Origin of the sequence: Streptomyces sp. NPDC051940 (assembly GCF_040680895.1) — a bacterium.
GTDB lineage: Bacteria > Actinomycetota > Actinomycetes > Streptomycetales > Streptomycetaceae > Streptomyces.
Genome location: NZ_JBFAXR010000062.1, coordinates 5,227 through 25,791 on the forward strand (window position 1 = coordinate 5,227; position 20,565 = coordinate 25,791).

The following is a 20,565-nucleotide window of genomic DNA, read 5'->3' on the forward strand; positions in this document are numbered from 1 at the left end:
TCGCTCGCCGGAGGTGGTCCCTGGCGGAGGCTGTCCCTGGCGGGGTGCGTTCCCTGGCGGGGGGCGGTCCCGCGCGGAGGCTGTCCCTGGCGGGACGTGGTCCCTAGCAGGGGCGGTCGCTCGCCGGAGGTGGTCCCTGGCGGAGGCTGTCCCTGGCGGGGTGCGTTCCCTGGCGGGGGGCGGTCCCGCGCGGAGGCTGTCCCTGGCGGGAGGTGGTCCCTAGCAGGGGCGGTCGCTCGCGGGAGGTGGTCCCTGGCGGAGCGTTGTTCCCTGACGGGGTGCGCTCCCTCCCTGGGCGTCCCCTGGCCGGGGGCGGTCCCTCGCGGAGGCTGTCCCTGGCGGGACGTGGTCCCTAGCAGGGGCGGTCGCTCGCGGAAGGTGGTCCCTAGCGGAGCGTTGTTCCCTGACGGGTGCGCTCCCTCGCGGGGCGGCCCCTCCCCGGGGGTCCCTCCCGGGAGGGTCCCTTGCGGGAGGTGGTCCCTAGCGGGCGTTGTCCCTGGCGCGGTGCGCTCCCTCGCGGGGCGCTCCCTCGCGGGGCGGCCCCTCCCGGGGGGTCCCAGGCGGCCCTCCCCGGGGGCCTCTCTCGGGGCGTCCCCCTGGAGGGCCGCTGACAGGTGCTTCCCCGGGCCCGGGGCTCCCTCTTGGGAGGCGTCCCCTGGGGGCTTCCCTAACGCTGTTCCCTCGCGAGGGGGGCTCCTGGAGGGGCCGTACTCGTAAGGCGGCGTCCCTCGTGGGGGGCGTTCCCTCCGGGGGCTTCGGGAGCCCCCCGGTGTCCCCTCGGAAGCCCGTCACGGGGGGCCTCCGGCGTCCTGCGTGGGGCCCCAAAGGTCCTCGCCGCTTCCCGGCGTGCCTTCCCCGCGTCCCTCTCGGCGGCTTTCCGGGCGTTCCTTTCGGAGGTCTCTCGCCGGAGGTCCTGCCAGGCGTCCCTTCCCGGGGTCTCCGGGCCCGTCCGGGCGGGCCTGGAGAACGCTTCCGGGAGGTGTTCGGCCCGCGTGCGGGCTAGGGGCTCCCGTGCGTTCGATGGGCCGCGGTGTGCGGATGCCCGCCGGGGGCGGTTGGGCGCGTTAGCGCGCAGTGCGCCGCGGGTGTCTCCAGGCGCAGGAATGGAAAACCCCGCGTGGGGGCGCGGGGTGGGCATGCCTGGGGGCATGGTGGTGAGGGGCGCGGCGGGGGGTCGGAGGGGGCCGGGCGTGGCCCCCGGGCGCCCTGCTCGCGCCGCGTCAGCTACTGCTGTTCGTCACGCCGCCGCTGCCAGCGGTCCTCGATCCGGTTCATCATGGAGCGCTTCGCGCGCCCCTGTCGTCGCGTTCCCGAACCCGAAGGGGGCGCGGCAGCCGCAGCCTCGCCAGGCTTGCCGACCTTGCGCCAGCCGGTCACCGCCAGCACCGCACATCCCAGCATGACGAGGAAGCCCACCACGCTGACCCAGATCTGCTTGGCGACCATACCGGCCATCAGGAGCGCGATACCCACCAGAAAGCCGGCCACGGCCTGGTACACCCGGCGACGGGTGTAGACACGCAGCCCACTTCCCTCAAGCGCTGTCGCGAATTTGGGATCTTCGGCGTACAGCGCTCGCTCCATCTGCTCGAGCATGCGCTGCTCGTGCTCCGAGAGCGGCACGGAGTCCTCCTACTCGTCGGTCGCAGGGGGGCGACCAGGGGTCCCCTTCAGGATATGCAGGGAATCGCCCCCGTGAAACCCGCCCCTCTGTGCCAAATCCGCCGATCCGCAAAGGCGGACCGTGTCTCCAGATGATACGGGGCGAAGGGGCCGAACGGGTGGTCTGTGGCCTACAGCACCTGTCACCGCCCGCCTCCCGACGCCTCCTCGGCCGGGGTGGCCTCGGACTCGCACCTTCTGCTGATGCCTTTGCCCACCCCGGCCCCCGAAATCACCTCCGGGTGGCAAGCAGGTGCAGCTGTCCGGCCACGGCCTGGAAGGCCGGCGACTCGGCCGCCGCCTGCTCCAGCTCCAGCAGGGCCTCCAGGGCCCCCGGCTCCTGGTCGGCGAGCCCTCCGGGCACGAGGTCGGCGAAGATCCGCACCCCGTGCACCGCGTCGATCCGCAGCCCCTCGGCGGTGACGAGCGCGGTCAGCTGCTCGGGCGTGAAGCGCCGCGGCACCGGGTCGCTGCCGCCCCAGCTGCCCTCGGGCGAGGCCAGTGCCCGCCGCGCGGCGGTGAAGTGCCCGGAGAGGGCACGCGCCAGCACCGCCCCGCCGAGCCCCGCGGCGAGCACGCTGAGGATCCCGGCGGGCCGCAGTGCGGCGACGGCGTTGCGCACGCCCTCCGCGGGGTCGTCCACGTACTCGAGCACGCCGTGGCAGAGCACGACGTCGTAGCCGCCGCGCTCAGCGACCTCGAAGAGGCCGTGGGCGTCGCCCTGCACCCCGCGGACCCGGTCGGCGACGCCGGCCTCGGCGGCCCGCCGCTGCAGGCCGAAGAGGGCGTTCGGGCTGGGGTCGACCACGGTCACCCGGTGGCCGAGGGCGGCGACGGGCACCGCGAAGTTGCCCGTGCCGCCGCCGGTGTCCAGGACGTCGAGCACCTCGGAGGGACCTTCCTTGGCCCGCCGGTCCAGCGCCTCCTTCAGCACCTGCCAGACCACGGCCGTACGCGCCTGGGCCCGGGTGCTCCCCTTCTGCCCCGGGGCGGGGGCGGCCATCGCACCCGGGGTCTCGCTGCTGCGGTCCTGCGACATGGCTGTGCTCCGTAGGTGCTCCGGTCGTGGGCGGCCCCAGCTTAGAGGCTGCCCACCCCGCCTCCCCCCGTCAGGCGCCGTCCGCCTCCTCCTGGTGTGGCAGCAGCGGCTGCAGCACCAGCGTCCGCTCGACTATGCGGACGAACATCCCCGCCGCGCGCACGAGATCGTCCGCGTCCCGCCAGCCGGCCGCCCCCTGAATCCCGGCCTCGGCGCGGGCCCGCATCCGGGCCCCCGCGGCGAACAGGGCGCTCCACTCGGCCAGTTCGGGCGCGACCTCGGGGAGCACCTCCCAGGCGCTGCGGATGCGCTTCCTGCGCCGTGGGGACTCCTCGGGGCGCCCGCGCACGGCGAGCACCGCAGCGGCGGTGCGCAGGGCTGCCAGATGCGCGGTGGCGTAGCGCTCGTTGGCCGTCTCCAGGACGGCCGCCTCCTCCAGGCCGGCGTGGGCCTGGGCCAGTAGTTCGAGCGCGGCGCGTGGCGGCATCGGACGGCGCAGCGCCCGGTGGCCCAATTGTTCAAACGGGGCGGTCGGGGGGCCGTAAGCAGCAGCGGCACGGCGTGTCGGCTTGACTGCCATGGTTGCCTCCTGGTCTCACGTCCTGTTCGGTCGTATGTGCCTATCGTGGGGCACACCACTGACAATCGGCTCTGACCAGGCACGATGCACTCTGCGAGCGCCCAACGGCAGCCGCGGGCGGCCCGGTCGGCCGGGCCCGGCGGCCCGGTGCGCGGCCGGCTCCCCGGGCCGGTGGCCGCGTACCCGGGGAATCCCGTCGGGCCCCCGGGCGCGGTGGCGTTGAGAACGCAGGAGTGAGTACCCGTACCTAGGGGGAGGAATGAGTACCTGCCCGGATGGCCCGGACCTGCGCCGACGGCAGAGTGGTGAGCAGGCCGGAGCGACACCGACCAGCCCGCACCGCCGGCACGGGGCGGCGGAGCGGCGAGGCGGTGGCACCGGCTCAGGGGGAAGGAAAGGCGCCGTCCTGGGGCGGAACGACGGGGGATCGTTCCGCTCCGGGGCGGCGCGTTCGTCCGCGGGCACCCATGAAGACCCCGCCGCTGGGCGGCACGGAGTACCCCGGCGCCCTACGATCGCAACGTGTCGGTGCTTCCGTTGGTCTTCGCCAGCGGCTGGGCGAGCGGGATCAACGCCTACGCCGTCGTCCTGCTGCTCGGCCTCCTCGGCGCCGCCGGGGTGACCGACGAGGTGCCGGAGACCCTGCAGCAGCCCGAGGTGCTGATCGCGGCGGGCGCGCTGTTCATGGTCGAGGCCGTCGTGGACAAGGTCCCGTACCTCGACTCGATGTGGGACACGGTCTCCACCTTCATCCGCCCCGTCGTGGGCGGCTCCGTGGCCGCGCTGCTGGCGGAGCAGTCCGGGTCGATGGAGGAGCTGACCGCGGGCGCGGTCGGCGGCAGCACCGCCCTGGCCAGCCATATCGTCAAGGCCGGCACCCGGATGGCGATCAACGCCTCCCCCGAGCCGTTCAGCAACGTCGTCGCGAGCATCGCCGAGGACCTCGGCGTCGGCAGCGTGATCACGCTCGCCGTCTTCCATCCCGTCGCGGCCGCAATCATCGCCGGCGTGCTGCTGGTCCTGGGCCTGGTGCTGCTGTTCTTCCTCGCCCACCGCATCCGCCGCTTCCGCCGCCGCAGACGGGCCCGCAGAATCGAGCGCGAGCGGCAGCGGGCCGCGAGCGGACCGACGGGCGGCGAGTACGGCCCGTAGCGGCCGGCGGCGGACCCCGCCCCCGCGGCGACCAGCGGCGGGTACGGCCCGTGGCCCGGGTTAGGGTCCAGGCCATGGCAGAGATTGCGGTGATCGGCGCCGGCATGGGCGCCATGGCGGCGGCGGCGCGGCTGGCGACGGCCGGGCACCGGGTGACGGTGTACGAGCGGGGCGACACGCACGGCGGCGCCGTGCGGCGGCTCGCCCGCGACGGCTTCGGCTTCGACACCGGCCCCGGCCTGCTGCATCTGCCCGCCGTGTACCGCGATCTGTTCCTCAAGACCGGCAAGCGCCCGCTGGAGGAGTGCGTCCGTACGAGCGCCCTGGACCCGGCGCTGCGCCACGTCTTCCCCGACGGCACGTCCGTGACCCTGCCCGCCGCGCGGGGCGGCGTGATCACGGCCCTGGACGCCGCGCTGGGCCCGGCCGCCGGACGGGAGTGGGCGGAGCTGGTGAACCGCGGCCGGGAGGTCTGGGACGCGACCCGCCGCCCGCTGCTGGAGGAGCCGCTGGGCGACGCCGCCCGCGGGCTCGCCGAGGATCCGTATCCGCCGGTGGAGGCGCGCGGAGGGCTGCTGCGCCGCCGCCGGCCCATGCGGGCGCGGACGCTGCACCAGATCCGGCGCGAGCAGCTCGGCGACGAGCGGCTGGGCGCCATGCTCGCGGGTGAGGCCCTGGCGTACGGGTTCGACCCGGCGCGGGCGCCGGCCGCCGCCGTGGTGCTGCCCTATCTGCGGCAGACCTTCGGCAGCTGGTACGTCGAGGGAGGGCTGCGCGCGCTCGCCGACGCCCTGTACGAGCGGTGCCGTGAGCGCCGGGTGTCCTTCTCGTTCGGCGCCGAGGTGTCCGCCGTGCTTGCGGAGGGCGGCCGGGCCGCGGGGGTGGAGTTCGCCGACGGCAGTACGGCGGTCGCGGACCACGTGGTGGCCGGTGTCCCGCCGCGGACTCTGACGGCGCTCGGCGACGACGCGCCGGGTCCCGTGGACATGCCGGGACGGGTCGTCGTATGCCTGGCGCTGCGCGGCGCGCGCCCGGACGACGCCGTCCACCACACCGTCGTACACAGTCCCGACCCGGCGGCGGAGGCGTCCTGGGTGTTCGGCACGGGCGACGCCCCCGACGCCCCCTCGGTCACCGTCCTGCGCCCCGACGACCCCACGCAGCGGCCGGACGGCGCGCACGAGGCGGTGACGCTCACCGCCGTCGTACCGACGGGTGCGGACTGGGACAGGCAGCAGACGGCCGAGGCTTTCGCCGACCGTATGACGCGGGTGGCGGAGGCCGCGGTGCCGGGACTGAGGGAGCGCGTTCTGTGGCGCGAGGTCCGTACGCCCGCCGACACGGCCCGGGAGACGGGCACCGCTGCCGTGCCGGGCCCCGCGCTGGCGGGCGCGGGCGGCGCGTATCTGGCACGGGGGAACACGACGCCGCTGCCGGGCCTGTACGCCGTGGGCGGCTGGTCGCATCCGGGCGGCGGGCTGCCGCACGCCGGTATGTCCGGTGCGCTGGTCGCCGGCCTGATCGTCGAAGGGGCGGACTTCCGCGGCTCGCGGTGAGCTGCGGGGGGGGGCTGTCGTCGAGACCCGTCCGCCCGCCGTCAGTACCGGTACTGCTCCTCGTACCCCGGGTATCCGGGCTGCTGGGTCGGGTACTGCCCCGAGTCGTAGCCCTCGCTCTGCTGCGGGACCCAGGTGCCGTCCTGCGCGTAGCCGCCCTGCTGGCCGTAGGAGGGGTCGTAGCCGCCCTGCGCGGCGTAGCCCGGGTCGGTGTACTGCTGCTGCTGGTCGTAGCCGCCGGCGGTCGGGTAGGAGCCCGAGTCGTAGGTGGCGGCCGCGCCCGTGTCGTAGCCGCCGGTGCCGGAGTCGTAGTACGTCGGGGTGGCGGCGTACTGGGTGCCGGAGTACGGGTCGCTGTAGCCGGCGTAGGAGTCGTTCTGGGCGTATATCTGCCCGTTGTCCTGGCCCTGCTGGGCGTAGCCGCCCACCGTGCTGTAGCCGCCGGTGTCGTAGCCGGTGGTGGCGTAGCTCCCGGTGTCGTAGCCGTTGCCGTACCCGTCGTAGCCGGCGGCGGCACCGGCCGCCGCGGGGGCGGCCTGCGGTCCGCCGCCGAACGGGGAGAACGCGGCGGGGGCGGGCTCCTGCTGGGCGGGGACGTCCTCGTACGGCGTGCCGGCGCGCTTGGGCAGCGGCGCGGGCTCCTCGTAGCCGTCGTACTCCTCGGAGGGGCGGCGGCGTCCGCGCGGGCGGTCGTCCTCCTCGTCCTCCTCCGGGTGCGGGCCGAGCGCCCAGCCGTCGGAGAAGCCGCTGCGGTACGACATCGTCACCTTGATCTGGCCCCAGGCGAACAGCACCGCGCCCAGGCCGATGACGATCCGGCTGCCGAGCACGAACAGACCCGCCGCCACCAGCAGGAAGCCGGCGAGCGCCACGGCGCGCCAGCGCAGGCGCGCCTTGTACTGCATCAGCACTTCCCACAGCAGCCACAGAGTCACGGCCGCGAAGGCGATGTACAGGACAGTCCTCATGCCCTCGCCCATGTTCCGCCTGCCTTCCGCCGCATCATGCCGGCTGTCCGGACCGCTGCTGCAGCCCGAGGTTCTGATAGATCTCCAGCGTCGCCGTGGAGTGGTTGAGCGTAATGAAATGCAGACCGGGGATTCCCTCGGCCAGCAGCCGCGCGCTGAGCTCCGTTGCGTACTCGATGCCAAGGGAGCGTACCGCTGCTTTGTCGTCCCTGACCGCGAGAATGCGATCCGCGAGGTCCTGCGGGAATTCCTCGTTGCTCAGCTGTGCGAACTTCTCGATCTGGCCGACGTTCGTGACCGGCATGATCTCCGGGATGATCGGCGTCTCGCAGCCCGCCTTGGCGACGCGGTCCCGCAGGCGGAGGTAGTCCTCCGGGTGCCAGAACATCTGCGTGATCGCGTAATCGGCGCCCGCCCGGCACTTGTCGACGAAGTGCCGGATGTCCGAGTCCCAGTCCACCGAACGCGGGTGCATATTGGTGAATGCGGCCACACCGACGCAGAAATCGCCGGATTCCTTGATCAGACTGACCAGTTCGGCGGCGTACGTCACGCCCTGCGGATGCGCGATCCACTCGCCCATCGGGTCGCCGGGCGGGTCGCCGCGGACGGCGAACACGTTGCGGATGCCGGCGTCGGCGTACTGGCCGATGATGTTGCGCAGCTCGGCCACGGAGTGGTTCACGGCGGTGAGGTGCGCGACGGGGGTCAGCGTCGTGTCGGTGGCGATCCGCTCGGTGGCGCGGACGGTGCCCTCACGGGAGGAGCCTCCGGCGCCGTACGTCACGGAGACGAAGGTCGGTCCCACGGCCTCGATACGGCGCACGGCGTCCCAGAGGGTGCGCTCACCCTTCGGGGTCTTCGGCGCGTAGAACTCAAACGAATAAGACTGTTTTCCAGACGCAAGAAGCTCACGAACGGTGATCGCTCGATCGGTCCTGGTCGACGCAGTGCCGTGGGCCATACGAGGCAGGCTAACCGGCCGGTACGCGCAGGCCCAAGGGCTCGCCCCTTATGCCCGAATGTTCGGGGCGGACCGTGACACGGGATGCGTTTCGGTCACGCTCGGTGCGGTGCTGCGTTCAGTGCGTTCGGTCGCCGTCCGTCGCGGCGCGCAGGCGGGCCGCGAGGGCCGCGGCGGCGGCTCCGGGGTCGTCGGCGTCGGTGATCGCGCGGACGACGACGATCCTGCGGGCTCCGGCGTCCAGTACCTGGTCGAGGTTCCCGGCGTCGATGCCCCCGATGGCGAACCAGGGGCGGTCGGTCTCCAGGGCGGCGGCGTACCGGACCAGGTCCAGGCCCGGGGCGTGCCGGCCCGGCTTGGTGGGGGTGGGCCAGCAGGGCCCGGTGCAGAAGTAGTCCACGCCGGGGTCGTGGGCCGCCTGTGCGGCCTCGTCCGCCGAGTGCGTGGAGCGGCCGATCAGGGTGCGGCCGCCGATGATTGCGCGGGCCTTGGGGACGGGGAGGTCGCCCTGGCCGAGGTGCAGTACGTCTGCCTGCGCGGCGCTCGCTATATCGGCGCGGTCGTTCACGGCGAGCAGCTTCCCGTGCCTGCGGCAGGCGTCGGCGAACTCCTCGAGAAGCTCGAGCTCCTCCCTGGCCTCCAGGAACTTGTCCCTGAGCTGCACGATGTCGACACCCCCGGCGAGCGCGGCGTCCAGGAAGGCGGGGAGGTCGCCCTGCCGCTTCCGGGCGTCGGTGCAGAGGTAGAGCCTGGCGTCGTGAAGCGCTGCGCGGTACGGCATCGGGTCCCCCGGGGGTGGTCGGGTCGTGGCTGGGGGGATTCTGCCTCAGCCTCCGGCGGGGGGTGGGGGCGGGTAAGGCATGCAGCGGTCACCGGTCGGGGTGGGCGGGGTGGGCGGGGTGGGTGGGGTGGGTGGGGTGGGTGGACGGGGTGGGTGGGGTGGGTGTTCGTGGCCGGTTGTCGCGGCGGCTCGAAGCGATTCTGCGGCCCCAGGGGGCCTTGCCGGCCGGAGCGCGAGGGGACGGCGCCCTGCGCCGCCCAGCGAACGGCTCCGCTGGCGCTCCGCCGGATACGGAGCGGGGCGGCTCCGCTGACGCTCCGCCGGTACGAAGCGAGCGGCTCCGCTTGCGCTCCGCCGAGGTATACCTGCGATGCCCCGGTGGGGCTGCGCCGACTCCGCTTACGCTCCGCCGGCATCCCAGCGCAACCGGCACCGAATCCAGCCCGTCCGGCGTTTGAGGACGAGGCGCGCAGCGCCGACCGCGTCAGCCAGCGCTAACCGCAGCGCACCGCGGACCGCGCCGCACCCATGGACGCGCAGCGTCCGAGGTGCGGCGCGGCCGCAGGCCGCGAGGGGCTAGACGGCGAGCGCCTGCGCCCGACGCTTCACTTCCGTGCCGCGGTTTTCGCGCAGCGCCTGCGCGGGCGTGCCCGGCAGGGTCGGGTCCGGCGTGAACAGCCACTCGAGGGCTTCCTCGTCGCTGAAGCCGTCGTCCTTCAGGAGCGTGAGGGTGCCGGACAGCCCCTTCACGATCTTCTCCTCGCCGATGAAGTCGGCGGGCACCATGAGCACCCGGTTCTCACCGCGGCGCACCGCGATGAGCTGGCCCTCCTTCACAAGCTGGCGCACGCGCGTCACCTCCGTGCCCAGTCGCTCGGCGATGTCGGGCAGGGTCAGCCACGCGGGTACGAGTGCATCGGTCTTTGCGTCAATCTCGGTCACAGGACAAGCCTGCCATCTGCCGCCGACACCGGGAACGGGGCACGTCCATCAGAGGGGTTCTCAGGGCCGGGAGTGCCCCTCACCGCACCGCCGACTTCAGCGGCACCGCCGGATCCCCCGCCCGCAGCGGCGACAGCTCCGCCCCCTGCGTGATGAGCTTCCGCCCCTGTGCCAGGTCCCGCGGCCTGCCCACCGCCAGCAGCGCCACCAGCACGCCGTCGCGCAGCCAGCACACCGACCACGACGCCCCCGCGGGATCCCCCCGCCACACCAGCTCGTCGGCCACCCGGTGATAGCCGACGTACTGCACGAAGCGCCCGAACTGCTCCGACCAGAAGTACGGCACCGGGTCGTACGTCACCCGGGCCGGGTCCGCGCAGCTGTCGGCGATCAGGTTGGCGGCGACCGTCGCCGGCCCCTGCAGCGCGTTGTCCCAGTGGTGGATGAGCACCCGCTCCCCGTACCGGGTCGACGGGAAGGACGCGCAGTCCCCCACCGCGTACACGTCGGGGGCCGAGGTGCGCAGCCGCTCGTCCGCCCGTACGGATCCGTCCTGCGCCAGCTCCACGGCCGAGCCCGCCAGCCAGCGCGTCGCGGGGCGCGCCCCGATGCCGACGACCACCGCGTCCGCGGGGAGCACCCGGCCGTCGGCGAGCTCCACCGACCCCTGCGCGACGCGCGCCACCGCGACGCCGGTGAGCAGCCGGACGCCCGCGTCCTCGTACCAGGCGGCCATGGGCGCCGCGACCTCCGCCGGCAGCGCGCCCGCCAGGGGACGGTCCGCCGCCTCGACCACCGTGACCGAGCAGCCGGCCTCCCGGGCGGCCGTGGCGAACTCCGCGCCGATCCAGCCCGCACCGACCACGACGATCTCGTGCCGCGCGGCGAGCACCGGCTTGAGCCGCTCCGCGTCGTCCAGTGTCCGCAGCAGATGGACGCCGGGTACGCCCTCGCTGCCGGGCAGCGCGACGGGCTCGGCGCCGGTGGCGATGACGAGGGCGTCGTACGGCACCTCTCCCGCCTCCGTACGCACCGTCCGCCGGTCCGCGTCGAGGGCGAGCACGTCCTCGCCGAGACGGAGCTCGATCCCGAGCCCCTCGAAGTCCACGTCGAACGCGGAGTCCTCCGCCTTGCCGAGCAGCACCGCCTTCGACAGCGGCGGACGGTCGTACGGCTGGTGGGGTTCCGCGCCGATCAGCACGACGCTGCCCGCCCAGCCCTGTTCCCGCAGGGCGACCGCCGTCTGCACGCCGGCCATACCGGCTCCCACGATCACGGCCCGCCGGCCGCTGGTCCGCTCACTCACATGGTCACCATAGGTCAGCCCACCCCCGTGACGACCGCTTCCGCCCGCGCGATGAGTTTTCCCGCGGTCCCTGGTCTACCCCCGCGAGCACCCCGACACGGGGGCAACACCGGGGCCCGCGACGGGCCATGACCGAGGAGCACACCATGACGTACGACTACACCCTGACCCGAATCCTGACCGCCCCCGCCGAGCGGGTCTGGCAGGCATGGACCACGCCGGGCGACTACGAGCAGTGGGCGAACGCGGCCCCCGGTTCGGTCTCCCTCGACGTCCGTCCCGGCGGCAAGTGGCAGGCCACGATGGTCACGCCCGGCGGGTACTTCGCGCTCGGCGGCTCGTACATCGAGGTCGTCGAGCACGAGAAGCTGACCCTCTCGATGGACATCCCGGGTGCCGAGCCGACGGTCATGGGTCTGGCCCTCCGTCCGGTGGACGGCGGGTGCGAGATCGTGCTCAGCCAGGCGTGTGCGTCCGCCGAGGAGCGGGACATGGCGAAGGAGGGCAGCGGCATCCTGCTGGACGGCCTGACGGCGTTCCTGGCCCGTTGAGCGCCTCCGCCGGGACGTCCCCGCACCACCAGGCCCCCTGCCGCCCCTCCCCGCGGCAGGGGTCCACGCCTGCCCGGCCCCGCCGATGCGGCATTCAAGTGGCCGGGCGTTGCCGCTAGGCTGGCGGGCGTAGACCACTCGCGGGAGCCCGGACGGACCGGGCTGAGAGGGGGGCTGGCCGGCCCCCGACCGTACGAACCTGATCCGGGTCATGCCGGCGAAGGGAGGGGCTGTTCCGCCATGCGGCCAGTCGCTACGCACACACACAGCACCGTCCACGACGTCCTCGTCGTCGGGGGCGGCATCATCGGCCTCGTCACGGCCTGGCGCACCGCGCAGCGCGGGCTGGCGGTGGCCGTCGCCGACCCGGCGCCCGGCGGCGGCGCCGCGCAGGTGGCGGCGGGCATGCTCGCGCCCGTCACCGAGGCGCACTACGGCGAGCAGGAGCTGCTCGCCCTCAATCTGAGCTCCGCCCGCCGCTACGCGGACTTCGCGGCGGAGCTCGAGGAGGCGGCCGGAGCGGACATCGCGTACCGCACCTGCGGCACGCTCGCCGTCGCGCTGGACGCCGACGACCGCGCGCAGCTGCGGGAACTGCACGCCTTCCAGGAGCAGCTGGGCCTGTCGTCGCAGTGGCTGGCGGGCCGCGAGTGCCGCCGGCTGGAGCCGATGCTCGCGCCCGGTGTCCGCGGCGGGCTGCGGGTGGACGGCGACCACCAGACGGACCCCCGGCTGCTGGCGCGGGCGCTGGTGACCGCCTGCGAGCGCGCGGGCGTGGCCTTCCACCGCGCGCGGGCTCGGGAGCTGACGGTGAGCGGCGGACGGGCCGCGGGGGTCGTGCTGGAGGACGGCAGCGCGGTCGCCGCCGGGCAGACGGTGCTGGCCGCCGGCAGCCTCAGCGGCCGGCTGGCCGGCGTACCGGAGGAGCTGCTGCCCCCGGTACGGCCGGTGAAGGGGCAGGTGGTGCGGCTGCGGATCCCCGCCGCGTACGCGCCGTTCCTCTCCCGCACGATACGGGCGGTGGTGCGCGGCTCCGACGTGTACCTGGTGCCACGCGCGAGCGGCGAGCTGGTGATCGGCGCGACCAGCGAGGAGACGGGCTGGGACACCACGGTCACCGCGGGCGGCGTGTACGAGCTGCTGCGCGACGCCCACGAGCTGATCCCGGGCCTGACCGAGCTGCCGCTGGTGGAGACGGGCGCCGGGCTGCGTCCCGTCTCCCCCGACAACGCGCCGCTGCTCGGCGCGACCGCCCTCGACGGCCTGCACCTGGCGACCGGTCACGGCCGTAACGGCGTCCTTCTCACGCCGGTGACGGGCGACGCCATGGCCGAGGTGCTGACGACGGGCGAACTGCCGCCCGAGGCGCGTCCCTTCTCCGCCGGCCGGTTCGCCGGACGGACCTCCGCGAAGGAGCCGGCGAACGCATGAGCACGATCCGTGTGAACGGGGAGCCGCGCGAGCTCCCGGACGGCCTCACCCTCGACGCCCTCGTGGCCACCCTCACCACCGCCCCGACGGGCGTCGCCGCCGCGGTCAACGAGACGGTCGTCCCCCGCGGCCGCTGGGCCGCCACCCCTCTCGGGGACGGCGACCGGGTCGAGGTGCTGACCGCCGTGCAGGGAGGGTGACCGTGATGACGGACGATCCGCTGGTCATCGCCGGTACGGCCTTCTCCTCCCGGCTGATCATGGGCACGGGCGGCGCGCCCAGCCTCGACATCCTGGAGCGGGCGCTGCTCGCCTCCGGCACCGGGCTGACGACGGTCGCCATGCGCCGCCTCGATCCGGGCGTACAGGGCTCCGTGCTGTCCGTTCTGGCGAAGCACGGGATCAGGGTGCTGCCGAACACCGCGGGCTGCCACACGGCCGGCGAGGCGGTGCTCACGGCACGGCTGGCCCGCGAGGCCCTGGGCACGGACTGGGTGAAGCTGGAGGTGATCGCCGACGAGCGGACCCTGCTGCCCGATCCGGTGGAGCTGCTGGACGCGGCCGAGACGCTGGTCGACGACGGTTTCACCGTCCTGCCGTACACGAACGACGATCCCGTCCTGGCGCGGCGGCTGGAGGACGCCGGCTGCGCGGCGGTGATGCCGCTGGGCTCCCCCATCGGGTCGGGGCTCGGCATCCGCAACCCGCACAACTTCGAGCTGATCGTCGAGGCGGCCGGCGTACCGGTGATCCTCGACGCGGGCGCCGGTACGGCCTCCGACGCGGCGCAGGCGATGGAGCTGGGGTGTGCGGGGGTGATGCTGGCGTCGGCGGTGACCCGGGCGCAGGATCCGGAGCTGATGGCGGCGGCGATGCGGCACGGGGTGGCGGCCGGGCGGCTGGCGCGGCGCGCGGGGCGCATCCCGCGGCGGCGTTTCGCCCGGGCCAGCTCGCCCGAGGAGGGGCGCGCGGCGTTCGATCCGGAGCGGCCTGCGTTCGTGTGACGGAGAGCCCGCCCTTCGCCGGCCCGGGCCCCCCAACTCACCGCAGAGTGACGTGGGTCACCGTTTCGCTGCAGTACTGCTGCAGGGATCGCGCGGAATCGGGGCATCCGTCGCGTCCCTCGTAGAATCCCCTCGTGGACACGACCCTTCACGACCCCCTGGTCGGGCATACGCTCGACGGCCGCTACCGCGTCGACGCGCGGATCGCCGTCGGCGGCATGGCCACGGTCTACCGCGCCCTGGACCTGCGACTGGACCGGGTGGTGGCCCTGAAGGTGATGCTCCCGGCGCTCGCCGCGGAGCCCCAGTCGGTGGAGCGCTTCATCCGCGAGGCGAAAGCCGCGGCCGCGCTCTCGCACACGAACGTGGTCGGGGTCTACGACCAGGGCGTGGACGGACCGTACGTCTTCCTGGCGATGGAGTACGTCGCGGGCTGCACCCTGCGCGACGTACTGCGCGAGCGCGGGGCGCTGCAGCCGCGCGCCGCCCTGGACATCATGGAGCCGGTGCTCGCGGCGCTGGGCGCCGCGCACCGCAGCGGTCTGATCCACCGGGACGTGAAGCCGGAGAACGTGCTGATCGGCGACGACGGCCGGGTCAAGGTCGCCGACTTCGGCCTGGTCCGGGCCGCGAACACGCACACCACGAACGCCGGCGGCCAGATGCTGGGCACGGTCTCGTATCTGGCCCCGGAGCAGATCGAGCACGGCCTGACGAGCGCCCGCGTGGACGTGTACGCGTGCGGCGTGATGCTGTACGAGCTGCTGACCGGCTACAAGCCGCACCGCGGCGACTCCCCGGCCCAGGTGCTGTACCAGGCGCTACACAAGGACGTCGGCCTGCCCTCCGAGCTGGCCCCGGCGGTGGCGCCGGAGCTGGACGGACTGGTGCTGGCGGCCACGGCCCGCGATCCGCAGCGGCGGCCGGCCGACGCGGTGGAGCTGCTGCAGAAGACCCGCGCGGTGCGGGCGGCGCTCACCGACGTACAGCTGGACGCGATGCCGCCCACGGCCCTGCGCGAGGAGCGCAGCGGTTCCGAGGACCTCACCAGCGTGCTGCCGCGGCAGGACCCCGCGGCGCAGGCGGACCTGAACCGCACCAGCGTGCTGCCCGCGGGCCCGCCGCCGGGTCCGCCGCCGGCCCCGCCCGTCCCGCCGGGCCGCGGACAGCGGTCCCCCGGGGTGCCGCGGCGCGGGCTGATCGCGCTGCTGGCCGCGCTGATCGTGCTGGGTGTGGGGGCCGGGGTCTGGTACATCAACTCCGGTCAGTTCACCAAGGTCCCGGCGGTGCTCAACAAGACCGCGGGGCAGGCCACCGGCGCCCTGGAGAAGGAGGGCCTGCGGTTCCGGACCAAGGAGGCGTTCAGCGCCACCGTCGAGCGCGGCAAGGTCATCAGCAGCGACCCCGGGCAGGGCGAGCGGATCCGCGACCACGGCACGGTGACGCTGGTGATCTCCAAGGGCCCGGAGCGGGCGCGCGTACCGCAGCTGGAGGGGATGTCCCTCGAGCAGGCGAAGAAGGCTCTGCAGGAGGCCGGGCTGCGGGCCGGGAAGGTCACGGAGGAGTTCCACGACTCCTACCGGGCCGGTTCGGTCATCTCCTCGGGTATCGCCGCGGGTGAGGACGTCGCGGGCGGTACGGCCGTGCCGCTGGTCGTCAGCAAGGGGCAGCCGGTCGAGGTGCCGGACGTCGTCGGTGAGGACGAGGGCACCGCGATGCAGGAGCTGCGCGAGGCGGGCTTCGAGGTCGAGGTCGCCCCCGTACGGGAGTACTCCGCCGAGGACGCGGGCAAGGTCGCCACGACCGATCCCGCACCCGGTGCCGAGGCCGCCGAGGGCGACACGATCCGGCTGACGATCTCCAAGGGCCAGGACCTGGTCGAGGTCCCGGACGTGGTGGGCCTGAGCGCCGACGAGGCGGAGCAGAAGCTGCGCGACGCCGGCTTCGAGGTCAACCGCAACCAGGTCTTCTTCGGCGACAAGGTGTTCAGCCAGTCCGCGAAGGGCGGCGACGAGGCGCCCCGCGGTAGCGAGATCACCATCTGGATCAGGTGACGTGAGCCCGAGGAGACTGTCCCCCGCCCGGCTGCGCAACCCGGTCGGCAGCCATGTGCCCGTGGCCGGCGGGCTGGCGAAGAAGGGCCTGGCCAAGGCACGCGAGCTGGGCTGCGAGTCGGTGCAGGTCTTCGTCGCCAACGCGCGCGGCTGGGCCACGCCGGACGGTGATCCGCGCGAGGACGAGGCGTTCCGTACGGCCTGCGAGCAGGCGCGGATCCCGGCGTACGTGCACGCCCCCTACCTGATCAACTTCGGCTCGCACACGCCGGCCACCGCGACCGCCTCGGTGAACTCCATGCGGCACTCGCTGCGCCGCGCCCGCGAGATCGGCGCCCTAGGCGTCGTGGTGCACACCGGCTCGGCGACGGGCGGGCGGACGCGCCAGACGGCGCTCGCGCAGGTACGGGAGCTGGTCCTGCCGCTGCTGGACGAACTGGACCGCGACGACGATCCGCTGTTCCTGCTGGAGCCGACGGCCGGGCAGGGTTTCTCGCTGTGCTCGCTGGCCGAGGATCTGGGCCCGTATCTGGACGCCCTGGACCGCCATCCGCGGCTCGGCATCTGCCTCGACACCTGCCACGCCTTCGCCGCGGGGCACGATCTGGCGCCGGCGGGCGGGATGAAGGCGCTGCTGGACGAGCTGGTCGCGGTGGCCGGCGAGGGCCGGCTGCGGCTGATCCACGCCAACGACTCGAAGGCCGGAGCGGGCTCGCGGCTCGACCGGCACGAGAACATCGGCGTGGGCAGGATCGGGGCGGCGGCGTTCCAGGAGATCTTCAGCCATCCGGCGACCGAGGGCGTGCCGCTGATCATCGAGACGCCCGGCGGCAAGGACGAGAAGGGTCACGGGCGCGACATCCGGCGGCTGAAGCAGTTGCGGAGAATCTGATACGGAATACCCCGACGGGGTATATGGTTCTCGTCGTCGAGAGGACCCTCGATCAGGCGCTGGAGGAATCCCATGCAGCACGGGCATCCGGAACACGCACACCACGCCGCACCCGTGGTACCCGACGCGCACAGCGAGGCCCACGAGGGACACGGCGCCGCACACCAGGGACACGGCCCGGCGAGCTGGTCCATGGCCGTCAAGGCCACCCTGCACTGCCTCACCGGCTGCGCCATCGGCGAGGTGCTCGGCATGGCGATCGGCACCGCGCTGGCCTGGCACAACGCGCCCACCCTGGCGCTGTCGATCGTGCTGGCGTTCTTCTTCGGCTACTCGCTCACCTTCTGGGCCGTCACCCGCGCCGGGCTGAGCCTGAGGGCCGCGGTCGGGGTGGCCCTGGCCGCCGACACGGTGTCCATCGCGGTGATGGAGCTGGTCGACAACGCCTCCCTGCTGGTGATCCCGGGCGCGATGGACGCGCAGCTGTCGGACGCCCTGTTCTGGTGGGCCCTGGCGCTGGCCTTCGCCGTGGCGTTCGTCGTCACGACCCCGGTGAACAAGTGGATGATCGGCCGGGGCAGGGGGCACGCGGTGGTGCACCAGTACCACTGACGGGCGCGGGGCTCAGAGCTCCGGACCCTCGCCCGGCTCCTCCTGGTAGGAGTAGCGCTGCTCGCGCCACGGGTCGCCGATGTTGTGGTAGCCGCGCTCCTCCCAGAAGCCGCGGCGGTCGGCCGTCATGTACTCCACGCCCCGCACCCACTTCGGGCCCTTCCAGGCGTACAGCCGCGGCACGATGAGCCGTACGGGGAAGCCGTGCTCGGCCGTGAGGAGCTCGCCGTCCTTGTGCGTGGCGAAGACGGTGTCGTCGGCGAGGAAGTCGTCCAGGCGCAGATTCGAGCTGAACCCGTACTCGGCCCACACCATCACATGGGTGACGTCGTCCGCCGGCGGCGCCAGTTCGACGACCGTACGGGCCAGTACGCCGCCCCATTCGGCGCCCAGCATGCTGAACTTCGTCACGCAGTGCAGATCGGCGACCACCGTCTCGTACGGGAGGGCCGAGAACTCCTCGTGGTTCCAGCAGTGCTTGCCGCCGTCGGCGGTGGCGCCGAAGACCCGGAACTCCCAGCGGTCGGGCTTGAACCTGGGCACGGGGCCGTAGTGGGTGACCGGCCAGCCCTTCTGCAGCCGCTGGCCTGGAGGAAGCGCCCCTGCGCGGCTTTCGAGCTGACCCATGACTCCATGGTGTCAGACGGATGCGGGTGGTCAGGACCTGGGGCGGTCCGTCCGGGGACACATACGGGCAACTCATAGTAAGCATGCACTTACTGGATCGGATCGCTCGGTGGTGCAAGGATGCGCAGCGCATCGGTGCCGGAGACGGCAACTCCTCACGCAGGGAAGGATCAAGCGCCATGCAGGGCGACCCCGAGGTCATCGAGTTCCTGAACGAGCAGCTGACGGCGGAGCTCACCGCCATCAACCAGTACTTCCTGCACGCGAAGATGCAGGAGAACTTCGGGTGGGTGAAGCTCGCCAAGTACACGCGGGCCGAGTCGTTCGACGAGATGAAGCACGCGGAGGTGCTCACCGACCGGATCCTGTTCCTGGACGGGCTGCCGAACTACCAGCGGCTCTTCCACGTCCGGGTGGGTCAGACGCTGACGGAGATGTTCCAGGCCGACCGGCAGGTCGAGGTCGAGGCGATCGACCGGCTGAAGCGGGGCGTCGACGTGATGCGCGCGAAGGGCGACATCACCTCGGCGAACATCTTCGAGTCGATCCTCGAGGACGAGGAGCACCACATCGACTATCTGGACACGCAGCTGGAGCTGATCGAGAAGCTGGGCGAGCCGCTGTACATCGCGCAGCTGATCGAGCAGCCGGAGTCCTGACGGGGCGGGGCCTACGCGGCTTCCGCGAGGGCGGCGGCCGGCTGCGGCTCCAGCGCCTCGGGGTCCTTCGCCGCGATGAGGTCGCCGCGCGGGCAGCCCGCGCCCCGGCCCAGCAGGGCCTGTATGCGGCGTACGCACGAGCCGCAGTCCGTGCCGGCCTTGGAGGCGGAGGCGATGGCCCGGGGCGTGCAGCGCCCCTCGGAGGCGTGCTCGCGCACCTGCTCTTCGGTGATGCCGAAGCACGAGCACACGTACATACGGGAAAACCCCCGGGCCGGAAGGAAAGGTAATGCTTACCTTACCCGCCCAGGGGTCGTCCCAAAAGCGTGAGCCCGGTCTCAGTGGGCCCGCACGCCCTCACTGGTCCCGGTACATCTCCGCGACCAGGAACGCGAGGTCCAGCGACTGCGAGCGGTTGAGGCGGGGGTCACACGCCGTCTCGTAGCGCTGGTGCAGATCGTCGACGAAGATCTCGTCGCCGCCGCCCACGCACTCGGTGACGTCGTCACCGGTGAGCTCGACGTGGATGCCGCCCGGGTGCGTGCCGAGCTCCTTGTGGACCTCGAAGAAGCCCTTGACCTCGTCCAGCACGTCGTCGAAGCGGCGCGTCTTGTGGCCGGAGGCCGCCTCGAAGGTGTTGCCGTGCATCGGGTCGCAGACCCAGGCGACCTGGGCGCCCTGCGCGGTGACCTTCTCGATCAGGGTGGGGAGCCGGTCGCGGACCTTGTCCGCGCCCATCCGGGTGATGAACGTCAGCCGGCCGGGGATCCGGTCCGGGTCCAGCCGGTCGATCAGCGTCAGCGCCTCCTCCGCGGTGGAGGTGGGGCCGAGCTTCACGCCGAGCGGGTTGCGGATCCGGGAGGCGAACTCGATGTGGGCGTGGTCGAGCTGGCGGGTGCGCTCGCCGATCCAGATCATGTGGCCGGAGACGTCGTACAGCTCGCCCGTACGGGAGTCCACGCGGGTCATCGCCGACTCGTAGTCGAGGATGAGCCCCTCGTGCGACGAGAAGAACTCGACGGTCCTGAACTCCTCCGGGTCCACCCCGCAGGCGTTCATGAAGTTCATCGCGCGGTCGATCTCGCGGGCCAGGGCCTCGTAGCGCTGGCCGGAGGGGGACGACTTCACGAAGTCCTGGTTCCAGGCGTGGACCTGGCGCAGGTCGGCGTAGCCGCCGGTGGTGAAGGCGCGCACCAGGTTCAGCGTGGACGCGGAGGCGTGGTACATCCGCGCGAGGCGCCTGGGGTCCGGGTTGCGGGACTCGGGGGTGAAGTCGAAGCCGTTGACGGAGTCGCCGCGGTACACCGGGAGGGTGACGCCGTCGCGGGTCTCGGTGGGCTTGGAGCGCGGCTTGGAGTACTGCCCGGCGATCCGCCCGACCTTCACGACCGGCACCGAGCCGGCGTACGTCAGGACGGCGCTCATCTGCAGCATCGTCTTGAGCTTGTTGCGGATGTGCTCCGCGGACACGGCGTCGAACGCCTCCGCGCAGTCGCCGCCCTGCAGCAGGAACGCCTCACCGCGGGCCACGGAGGCCATCCGGTCGCGCAGCTGGTCGCACTCGCCGGCGAAGACGAGAGGCGGATAGGACTCGAGCTCGGCGATCACGTCACGCAGGGCCTGGGCGTCGGGCCACTCGGGCTGCTGCGCGGCGGGCAGGTCACGCCAGGACTGCGCGCTGGCGGCGTCGTCGGAGGTCGTCTCGAGCTGAGCATTGGCATTCACCTGCCCAAGGGTACGGGCTCGCCCGGTTCGCACCGGTAGCCGACCAGTCCGTGAGACAGGC

At 73.1% G+C, this 20,565-nt stretch carries 20 protein-coding genes, 1 pseudogene and 1 riboswitch; of the genes and pseudogenes, 10 read left to right on the forward strand and 11 right to left on the reverse strand.

Annotated features, from left to right (window positions below):
- Positions 1–1,224 precede the first annotated feature (1,224 nt).
- The 3 genes and pseudogenes from AB0M28_RS23220 to AB0M28_RS23230 form a co-directional block, all read right to left on the reverse strand.
- Complete coding sequence (locus tag AB0M28_RS23220; RefSeq protein ID WP_365408044.1) at positions 1,225–1,623, reverse strand: DUF3040 domain-containing protein; 399 nt, start codon at positions 1,621–1,623, stop codon at positions 1,225–1,227.
- Positions 1,624–1,894: 271 nt separating this feature from the next.
- Complete coding sequence (locus AB0M28_RS23225; RefSeq protein WP_365408163.1) at positions 1,895–2,665, reverse strand: methyltransferase; 771 nt, start codon at positions 2,663–2,665, stop codon at positions 1,895–1,897.
- A gap of 106 nt (positions 2,666–2,771) precedes the next feature.
- A pseudogene (locus tag AB0M28_RS23230) lies at positions 2,772–3,176 on the reverse strand (SAV_6107 family HEPN domain-containing protein); the annotation flags it as partial.
- A 627-nt stretch (positions 3,177–3,803) separates the two neighbouring features.
- On the opposite strand from AB0M28_RS23230, the gene AB0M28_RS23235 reads away from it, so the two are divergent.
- Together AB0M28_RS23235 and AB0M28_RS23240 are read left to right on the forward strand one after the other, a co-directional pair.
- Positions 3,804–4,433 carry a DUF4126 domain-containing protein gene (locus AB0M28_RS23235; RefSeq protein ID WP_365408047.1) on the forward strand — a complete coding sequence of 210 codons (630 nt, stop codon included), beginning with the start codon at positions 3,804–3,806 and terminating at the stop codon, positions 4,431–4,433.
- A 74-nt stretch (positions 4,434–4,507) separates the two neighbouring features.
- The gene (locus tag AB0M28_RS23240; protein WP_365408050.1) at positions 4,508–5,989 is read left to right on the forward strand and encodes an NAD(P)/FAD-dependent oxidoreductase; all 1,482 of its coding nucleotides are present in this window, start codon (positions 4,508–4,510) and stop codon (positions 5,987–5,989) included.
- 41 nt (positions 5,990–6,030) lie between these two features.
- On the opposite strand, the gene AB0M28_RS23245 is transcribed toward AB0M28_RS23240, so the two are convergent.
- The 5 genes from AB0M28_RS23245 to AB0M28_RS23265 all read right to left on the reverse strand — a co-directional run bounded on the left by AB0M28_RS23245 (position 6,031) and on the right by AB0M28_RS23265 (position 10,902).
- Positions 6,031–6,957 (reverse strand): hypothetical protein, encoded by a 927-nt coding sequence (locus AB0M28_RS23245; protein ID WP_365408053.1) that lies wholly within the window; start codon positions 6,955–6,957, stop codon positions 6,031–6,033.
- Between the two features lie 34 nt (positions 6,958–6,991).
- Positions 6,992–7,921, reverse strand: coding sequence for a methylenetetrahydrofolate reductase [NAD(P)H] (gene metF / locus AB0M28_RS23250; RefSeq protein WP_365408056.1), 930 nt, complete (start codon positions 7,919–7,921; stop codon positions 6,992–6,994).
- A 118-nt stretch (positions 7,922–8,039) separates the two neighbouring features.
- Positions 8,040–8,702: a thiamine phosphate synthase gene (gene thiE / locus AB0M28_RS23255; protein ID WP_365408059.1), complete on the reverse strand. Its 663-nt coding sequence runs from the start codon at positions 8,700–8,702 to the stop codon at positions 8,040–8,042.
- Positions 8,703–9,278: 576 nt separating this feature from the next.
- Positions 9,279–9,644, reverse strand: a complete 366-nt coding sequence (locus AB0M28_RS23260; protein WP_365408062.1) for an Rv2175c family DNA-binding protein — start codon at positions 9,642–9,644, stop codon at positions 9,279–9,281.
- Between the two features lie 79 nt (positions 9,645–9,723).
- Positions 9,724–10,902 carry an FAD-dependent oxidoreductase gene (locus AB0M28_RS23265; RefSeq protein WP_365408166.1) on the reverse strand — a complete coding sequence of 393 codons (1,179 nt, stop codon included), beginning with the start codon at positions 10,900–10,902 and terminating at the stop codon, positions 9,724–9,726.
- A gap of 176 nt (positions 10,903–11,078) precedes the next feature.
- On the opposite strand from AB0M28_RS23265, the gene AB0M28_RS23270 reads away from it, so the two are divergent.
- The 7 genes from AB0M28_RS23270 to AB0M28_RS23300 all read left to right on the forward strand — a co-directional run bounded on the left by AB0M28_RS23270 (position 11,079) and on the right by AB0M28_RS23300 (position 17,493).
- Positions 11,079–11,501 carry an SRPBCC domain-containing protein gene (locus AB0M28_RS23270; RefSeq protein ID WP_365408065.1) on the forward strand — a complete coding sequence of 141 codons (423 nt, stop codon included), beginning with the start codon at positions 11,079–11,081 and terminating at the stop codon, positions 11,499–11,501.
- Positions 11,502–11,631: 130 nt separating this feature from the next.
- A riboswitch (TPP riboswitch) is annotated at positions 11,632–11,744 on the forward strand.
- The gene (thiO, locus tag AB0M28_RS23275) at positions 11,742–12,932 is read left to right on the forward strand and encodes a glycine oxidase ThiO (RefSeq protein ID WP_365408068.1); all 1,191 of its coding nucleotides are present in this window, start codon (positions 11,742–11,744) and stop codon (positions 12,930–12,932) included. Its footprint overlaps the riboswitch before it by 3 nt.
- The gene (thiS, locus tag AB0M28_RS23280) at positions 12,929–13,132 is read left to right on the forward strand and encodes a sulfur carrier protein ThiS (protein WP_365408071.1); all 204 of its coding nucleotides are present in this window, start codon (positions 12,929–12,931) and stop codon (positions 13,130–13,132) included. Before thiO ends, thiS begins: the two co-directional genes overlap by 4 nt.
- A gap of 5 nt (positions 13,133–13,137) precedes the next feature.
- Positions 13,138–13,935 carry a thiazole synthase gene (locus tag AB0M28_RS23285; protein WP_365408074.1) on the forward strand — a complete coding sequence of 266 codons (798 nt, stop codon included), beginning with the start codon at positions 13,138–13,140 and terminating at the stop codon, positions 13,933–13,935.
- Positions 13,936–14,069: 134 nt separating this feature from the next.
- Positions 14,070–15,989 (forward strand): Stk1 family PASTA domain-containing Ser/Thr kinase, encoded by a 1,920-nt coding sequence (pknB, locus tag AB0M28_RS23290; RefSeq protein ID WP_365408077.1) that lies wholly within the window; start codon positions 14,070–14,072, stop codon positions 15,987–15,989.
- Position 15,990: 1 nt separating this feature from the next.
- Positions 15,991–16,881, forward strand: a complete 891-nt coding sequence (locus AB0M28_RS23295; protein ID WP_365408080.1) for a deoxyribonuclease IV — start codon at positions 15,991–15,993, stop codon at positions 16,879–16,881.
- A 72-nt stretch (positions 16,882–16,953) separates the two neighbouring features.
- Complete coding sequence (locus AB0M28_RS23300) at positions 16,954–17,493, forward strand: DUF4396 domain-containing protein (RefSeq protein ID WP_365408083.1); 540 nt, start codon at positions 16,954–16,956, stop codon at positions 17,491–17,493.
- Between the two features lie 12 nt (positions 17,494–17,505).
- On the opposite strand, the gene AB0M28_RS23305 is transcribed toward AB0M28_RS23300, so the two are convergent.
- Positions 17,506–18,120, reverse strand: a complete 615-nt coding sequence (locus AB0M28_RS23305; protein WP_365408086.1) for a sulfite oxidase-like oxidoreductase — start codon at positions 18,118–18,120, stop codon at positions 17,506–17,508.
- 179 nt (positions 18,121–18,299) lie between these two features.
- On the opposite strand from AB0M28_RS23305, the gene bfr reads away from it, so the two are divergent.
- On the forward strand, positions 18,300–18,779 hold the full coding sequence (gene bfr, locus AB0M28_RS23310; RefSeq protein ID WP_365408089.1) for a bacterioferritin: 480 nt from the start codon (positions 18,300–18,302) through the stop codon (positions 18,777–18,779).
- Positions 18,780–18,790: 11 nt separating this feature from the next.
- Here bfr and AB0M28_RS23315 read toward each other — a convergent pair whose 3' ends face one another.
- Together AB0M28_RS23315 and AB0M28_RS23320 are read right to left on the reverse strand one after the other, a co-directional pair.
- The gene (locus AB0M28_RS23315; protein ID WP_365408092.1) at positions 18,791–19,036 is read right to left on the reverse strand and encodes a (2Fe-2S)-binding protein; all 246 of its coding nucleotides are present in this window, start codon (positions 19,034–19,036) and stop codon (positions 18,791–18,793) included.
- 100 nt (positions 19,037–19,136) lie between these two features.
- Entirely contained in the window at positions 19,137–20,504 is a 1,368-nt protein-coding gene (locus AB0M28_RS23320; protein ID WP_365408094.1) for a class II 3-deoxy-7-phosphoheptulonate synthase, read from the reverse strand.
- Positions 20,505–20,565: the final 61 nt, after the last annotated feature.